The organism is Bradyrhizobium sp. (assembly GCF_030693485.1).
In the GTDB taxonomy this organism is placed as follows: Bacteria; Pseudomonadota; Alphaproteobacteria; order Rhizobiales; family Xanthobacteraceae; genus Bradyrhizobium.
Map to the genome: position 1 here is coordinate 1 of NZ_JAUYAN010000109.1, position 5,924 is coordinate 5,924.

Annotated in this window: 6 protein-coding genes and 1 tRNA gene; 5 read left to right on the top strand and 2 right to left on the bottom strand. The window is 64.6% G+C overall.

The window, feature by feature from the left end; genetic code table 11:
- Nucleotides 1-143: 143 nt before the first annotated feature.
- Together Q8N40_RS08000 and Q8N40_RS08005 are read right to left on the bottom strand one after the other, a co-directional pair.
- Nucleotides 144-220, bottom strand: a tRNA-Arg gene (locus tag Q8N40_RS08000).
- Nucleotides 221-502: 282 nt separating this feature from the next.
- Nucleotides 503-1,993, bottom strand: coding sequence for a sensor histidine kinase (locus Q8N40_RS08005; protein ID WP_371135639.1), 1,491 nt, complete (start codon nt 1,991-1,993; stop codon nt 503-505).
- A 373-nt stretch (nt 1,994-2,366) separates the two neighbouring features.
- Here Q8N40_RS08005 and rpmH point away from each other — a divergent pair, with 373 nt between their 5' ends.
- From rpmH to Q8N40_RS08030, 5 genes are all read left to right on the top strand, one after another.
- On the top strand, nt 2,367-2,501 hold the full coding sequence (rpmH, locus tag Q8N40_RS08010) for a 50S ribosomal protein L34 (protein ID WP_011471298.1): 135 nt from the start codon (nt 2,367-2,369) through the stop codon (nt 2,499-2,501).
- Nucleotides 2,502-2,525: 24 nt separating this feature from the next.
- Nucleotides 2,526-2,897: a ribonuclease P protein component gene (gene rnpA, locus Q8N40_RS08015; protein WP_305320545.1), complete on the top strand. Its 372-nt coding sequence runs from the start codon at nt 2,526-2,528 to the stop codon at nt 2,895-2,897.
- An 18-nt stretch (nt 2,898-2,915) separates the two neighbouring features.
- Nucleotides 2,916-4,787, top strand: coding sequence for a membrane protein insertase YidC (gene yidC / locus Q8N40_RS08020; RefSeq protein WP_305711438.1), 1,872 nt, complete (start codon nt 2,916-2,918; stop codon nt 4,785-4,787).
- A gap of 131 nt (nt 4,788-4,918) precedes the next feature.
- Nucleotides 4,919-5,569, top strand: a complete 651-nt coding sequence (yihA, locus tag Q8N40_RS08025; RefSeq protein ID WP_305320544.1) for a ribosome biogenesis GTP-binding protein YihA/YsxC — start codon at nt 4,919-4,921, stop codon at nt 5,567-5,569.
- 2 nt (nt 5,570-5,571) lie between these two features.
- Nucleotides 5,572-5,924 (top strand): DUF423 domain-containing protein (locus Q8N40_RS08030; protein ID WP_305711439.1); only part of this gene is annotated, 353 nt, incomplete at its 3' end.

Sequence of the window (5,924 nt, forward strand, 5' to 3'; positions counted from 1 at the left end):
TGCAGCGCACCGCGGGTGCTCCGATCGGGGTCCGCCTACTGTACATGGGGTTGTTTTCGAGATTTTTGTCCAAGCCCCGCCGGACACTGTCAAATGCGCGCTGTGCCGGGTTTCGGCGGGAGATCGTGGCTCTGGTGGAGAAATGGCGCGCCCGAAGAGATTCGAACTCCTGACCCCTAGATTCGTAGTCTAGTGCTCTATCCAGCTGAGCTACGGGCGCGTTTTTCGCTGGGCATCGTGGGCTCAGGCCCGGATGCATCCGAGGTTTCGTTCGGAAGGTCGCGAAAGAGCGCTTTAGCTACCCGCTCCGGCCGGGATTGGCAAGGTCCGCAGGTCGGTATCTGCCGGCCGAATCGGCTGGGTTTTTGGGGTCGTCATTCCGGGGCGCGCGAAGCGCGAACCCGGAATCTCGCCCGATTACCTCTGGATTCCGGGTTCATCGCGGAGCCCGGCAGCGGGCCGGCCAAGGGCCGGACCCGTTGGCAATGCCCCGGAATGACGGCTATGCCCTCGCCCGCTCATTGCGCACGCTGAGCAGTTCCACCGGGCGGTCCGGGATCGCGATCCGGAAGGTGGCGCCGATGGTGCCTTCGACCAGATGGATGTCGCCGCCATGGGCGCGGACCAGTTCGGCGGCGATGGCGAGGCCGAGGCCGCTGCCGCCGGGCCGGCCGGAGGTCTGGAACGCCTCGAACAGATGTTCGCGGGCCCTGGCGGGAACGCCGGGACCGGTGTCGGAAACCTCGATGATGGCGACCGTGCCCTCGCGGCGGCCGGTGATGCGGATCTGGAAGGTGGCGGCGTCGCCCTTGGGGCGGCTTTCCAGCGCCTGTGCGGCATTGCGCACCAGGTTGAGCAGCACGCGAAACAGCTGGTCGGGATCGGCGTCGATGGTGAGCCCGCGCTCGATCGCGCTGATCCAGCCGATCGAGGCGTCGGTGGCGAGGCCTGCGGATTCGCGCACCTCCGCGACCACGGGCTCGATCAGGATCATGCGGCGGTCCGGGGCGGCCTCCTGGGCACGGCCATAGGACAGCGTCGACTGGCAGAACGCGATGGCGCGCTCCAGCGAGCGCATCAGCTTGGGGGCGAAGCGCTGCACCCTTGGATCGGGCACGCTGGAAAGCTGGTCCGACAGCAGTTGCGAGGAGGCCAGCAGGTTACGCAGATCGTGGTTGATCTTCGATACCGCGAGGCCAAGTGCCGCGAGCCGGCTCTTCTGATGCAGCATCGACACCAGGTCGCGCTGCATGTCGGACAATTCGCGTTCGGCGACGCCGATCTCGTCGCCGCGCTGGCTGGGGACGATGATATAGGCCGAGCTTTCGGGGTTTTCGTGGAATCCGACCAGGCTCGCGGTCAGCCGCCGCATCGGCCGCACGAACATGAAATGCAGGGCGAAATAGACCAGCGCGGCGGTGAGCATCGCAATGGCGAGCGAGACCAGCAGCAAATTGCGGGAAAACCGGTACATGGCCTGGCGCAGCGGAGCCTCATCGATCACGACCTCTATGAACTGCCCGCCGCCGGACGCGGGCCCGATCACCCTGATCGCCTGGTTGCCGCGGTCCAGCATGATTTCGAAGGAATCCCGGATTCCAGACCACACCGTCATGGTGCGCACGTCGATGTCGCGATCGATCGCCGGCGGCAGATCGGCGCTGGCCAGCAGCCTGCGCTGCTGTCCCATCTTGATGGCCACCGCGCGCGCGCCGATGCTTTTGAGGATTTGCCGCGCCAGCGAATCCGGAACCATGCCGAGTGGCGCGGCATCCAGCACCAGGGCGGCGGTATTGGCCGCCGCCAGCCGGTCGTTCAGCCGGTTCATGTGGAAATTGGCGATCGAGGGCACGTAAATCAGCATTCCCGCGATCATGATCAGGGGAATGGTCAAGAGCAGCAGCTTGCCGGACAGGCCAAGCCTCCCCGGCAACCTCGGCAGTGGCTTTGGCCGCGGCGTCTCGTTGGCTGGCTGCTGATCGCTCACGGACACGATATAGGCCCCGATGCCTTGGGTCTTGAGGATGCGTTCTGCACCGCAACCGGTCAAATTACGGATCGCTAATGTCGGCCAAGTCCGGATCCAGCGCCGCCGTGCCCGCTACCGACAAAAACCCCGCGAAAACAGATATATTCACCCCAATTGCGACGTTTCGAGGAACCTGGAATGCGGCGTGTCGCAACATTGACGAAAACAGGTCGCTCCCGTATAAGCCGCGCCAACTGTCCGCGATGGCCCGGTTCGACCGGGGCGGCTCAAATTGGGCCGGAAACGGCCCGTTCGGGCCGGTCAACATCACCGGACTTACCTCATTAATCAGGCAAATTGCCGGCTTAGCCTGCCAATTGTCAGCGGAGAACTGCCCGTGAAGCGGACTTATCAACCCAGCAAACTGGTGCGCAAGCGCCGCCACGGCTTCCGCGCCCGCCTTGCCACGGTCGGCGGCCGTAAAGTTCTCGCCGCGCGCCGCGCGCGCGGCCGTAAGCGCCTGAGCGCCTGAGCCGGGCTTCCCGGGGATTTCATCATGGATCGGCTAAGGCAGCGGGCGGACTTCCTCGCCGTTGCCAATGGCGCGCGGGCCAATAGCGCTGGCTTCGTGCTGCAAGGCCGCCTGCGCGACGATGACGGCCCGATCCGGGTCGGCTTCACGGTTACCAGGAAGAACGGTACCGCCACCGAGCGAAATCGCATCCGGCGCAGGCTGCGCGAGTTGGTAAAACGGCTGGACGTCATATCCATGCGACCGCACACTGATTATGTGCTAGTCGGCCGTCGTACCGCACTGAACCGCGACTTTGCGACCATGCTCGAGGATCTCCGCTCCGCGCTCGGTCGCCTCGCGCGTCAGGACAACGCGTCAAATAATGACTCTCGCGCCAGCCGCAAACCAAATTGAATGACGAGACCTTGAACGATGACCGATAATCGCAACACCATCCTCGCCGTCATTCTGTCCGGCCTCGTGCTGATCGGCTGGCAATATTTCTACAACATGCCGCAGATGGAAAAGCAGCGCGCGCAGCAGGCCCAGCTTGAACAGTCGAAGCCGGCGCAGCCCGGCAGCCCTGTCGGCGCTCCCGCCACCCCGCAGGCCGGCGCGCCCCCCGCCGCACCCTCCACGCCCGGGGCTGCCCAGCCCGCCGCGGCGCCGACGGTGGTCAACCGCGACGTCGCGATCAAGGCCGCGCCGCGCGTCAGGATCGAAACCCCGCGGGTCACCGGCAGCATTTCGCTGAAGGGTGCGCGCATCGACGACCTCGCGCTGACGCGATTCCGCGACACCGTCGACCCCAAATCGCCCGCCATCGTGCTGTTCTCGCCTTCGGGCTCGCCGACGCCCTATTACGCGGAGTTCGGCTGGGTTGCCGCCGCGGGCTCCACCGTGCGGCTGCCCGACCGGGACACGCTGTGGCAGCAGGAAGGCTCGGGCAGCCTCGCGCCGAACAGCCCGATCACGCTGAAATACGACAATGGCGACGGCCTCACCTTCCGCCGCACCATCTCGATCGACGAGCACTATCTCTTCACCGTCAAGGACGACGTCAGCAATATCGGCAATGCGCCGGTCACGCTGTATCCATTCGCGCTGATCTCGCGGCACGGCACCCCGAAGGTCGAAGGCTTCTACATCCTGCATGAAGGCCTGATCGGCTATCTCGGCGACCAGGGCCTGCAGGAATACAGCTATTCGAAGATCGACGAAGACAAGGTGAAGAGCTTCAAGGTCACCAACGGCTGGCTCGGCATCACCGACAAATACTGGGCCTCGGCGCTGCTGCCGGACACCACGGCGCAGCTGCAGGCGCGGTTCTCTTCCAACCTCGTGGCCGGCACCCGCACCTATCAGACCGACTATCTGCAGGATGCGCAGACCATCGCGATCGGCGGCACGGGCTCGTCCAATGCGCGGCTGTTCGCCGGCGCCAAGGAAGCCGGCGTCGTCGGCATCAATTTCCCGCTCGCCGGCCTCGATGGCTACAACAAGCAGCTTGGTCTCAACCATTTCGACCTGCTGATCGACTGGGGCTGGTTCCACTTCCTCACCAAGCCGATGTTCGTGGCGCTGGATTTCTTCTTCCGCATGGTCGGCAATTTCGGCGTCGCCATCCTGCTGGTGACGGTGCTGGTGAAGCTGATCTTCTTCCCGCTCGCCAACAAATCCTACGCCTCGATGGCGAAGATGAAATCGGTACAGCCGCAGCTGGCCGCGCTGAAGGAGCGCTTTCCCGACGACAAGGTGAAGCAGCAGCAGGAGATGATGGCGATCTACAAGAAGGAGAAGATCAACCCGGTCGCCGGCTGTCTTCCCGTCCTGTTGCAGATCCCGGTGTTCTTCGCGCTCTACAAGGTGTTGTTCGTCACCATCGAAATGCGCCACGCGCCGTTCTACGGCTGGATCAAGGACCTGTCGGCGCCCGATCCGACCACGATCTTCAACCTGTTCGGACTGCTGCCGTGGGACCCGATGTCGCTCGGGCCGAATATCGGTCCGTACTTCATGCTGGGCGTCTGGCCGATCATCATGGGCATCACGATGTGGTTCCAGATGAAGCTCAATCCGACGCCGCCGGATCCGACCCAGAAGATGATCTTCGACTGGATGCCGCTGATCTTCACCTTCATGCTGGCCTCGTTCCCGGCAGGTCTCGTGATCTACTGGGCCTGGAACAACCTGCTTTCGGTGCTGCAGCAGAGCTACATCATGCGCAAGAACGGCGTGAAGGTGGAACTGATGGACAATCTGAAGGCCGTGTTCGTTTCGAAGAAGGCCGAGACGAAGACCTGACGATTCCTCATCCTGGGGGAGCGCGCTCTTGGCGCGCGTCTCGAAGGATGGGCAACGGGGGCTCTCATGGTTCGAGACGGCGCTGAAGAAGCGCCTCCTCACCATGAGGAACCGCAACCGAAAGCCTTCGCATGACCGCTGAAACCGATGCGAAGCTGTTGGAGCTGGGCAGAAAACTGTTCGCCGGCGAATGGACCTTCATCTGGGCCTCGCCCTCGATCGAGACGCTGCCGCCGATGGCGGGCGTCGAGGTCGCGTTTGCCGGCCGCTCCAATGTCGGCAAGTCCAGCCTGATCAACGCGCTGACCGGGCGCAACGCGCTGGCGCGGACCTCGCATACGCCGGGCCGAACCCAGGAACTGATCTTCTTCGAAGGCCCCGACAATGCCGGCTTCCGGCTAGTCGACATGCCCGGCTACGGCTACGCCTCCGCGCCGAAAGCCAAGGTCGCGTCGTGGACCAAGCTGATCCACCAATTCCTGCAGGGCCGCGCCAGCCTGGCCCGGGTCTATGTGTTGATCGACGGCCGGCATGGCCTCAAGGAGGTCGATCTCGACGTGCTGAAGACGCTCGACAAGTCGGCGGTCAGCTACCAGGTCGTGCTCACCAAGGCCGATCAGGTGAAACCGGCCGAACTCGAGCAGCGCGTCGCCGACGTCAAGACCGCGCTGCTCAAGCATCCCGCCGCCTTCCCGGAAATCCTGGTGACCTCCTCGCGCACCGGCGCCGGAATGCCGGAATTGCGCGCCGCCATGGTGCGGCTGCTCGGCGAGCGGAGCTGACGATGAGTTCGCGCCTGACCCGGATCCTGATCGTGCTGGCCGGCGTGATGGGCGCCGACGGCGTCATCCTGGCGGCGGTCGCCGCGCACCAGCCCGATGCCGCACGGCTGGCCTCGGCGTCGTCGATGCTGCTGTTTCACGCCGCAGCGGTGCTGGGCACGTTAGCGCTGGCGGAGCGCGGCGCCATTCATTCCGGGATCGGAATCCTGGCCGCCTCGGGCTTTGTCGTCGCCACCGCCCTGTTCGCCGGCGACCTGACGCTGCGACATTATGCCGGCCACGGGCTGTTTGCTTTTGCCGCGCCATCGGGCGGCGCGCTGCTGATCGCAAGCTGGCTGGCGCTCGCCGTGGCGGC

Bases quoted from the DNA above. Each gene is read 5' to 3' on its own strand.
- yidC (WP_305711438.1), top strand. From the start codon at position 2,916: ATGACCGATAATCGCAACACCATCCTCGCCGTCATTCTGTCCGGCCTC.
- rnpA (WP_305320545.1), top strand. From the start codon at position 2,526: ATGGATCGGCTAAGGCAGCGGGCGGACTTCCTCGCCGTTGCCAATGGC.
- yihA (WP_305320544.1), top strand. From the start codon at position 4,919: ATGACCGCTGAAACCGATGCGAAGCTGTTGGAGCTGGGCAGAAAACTG.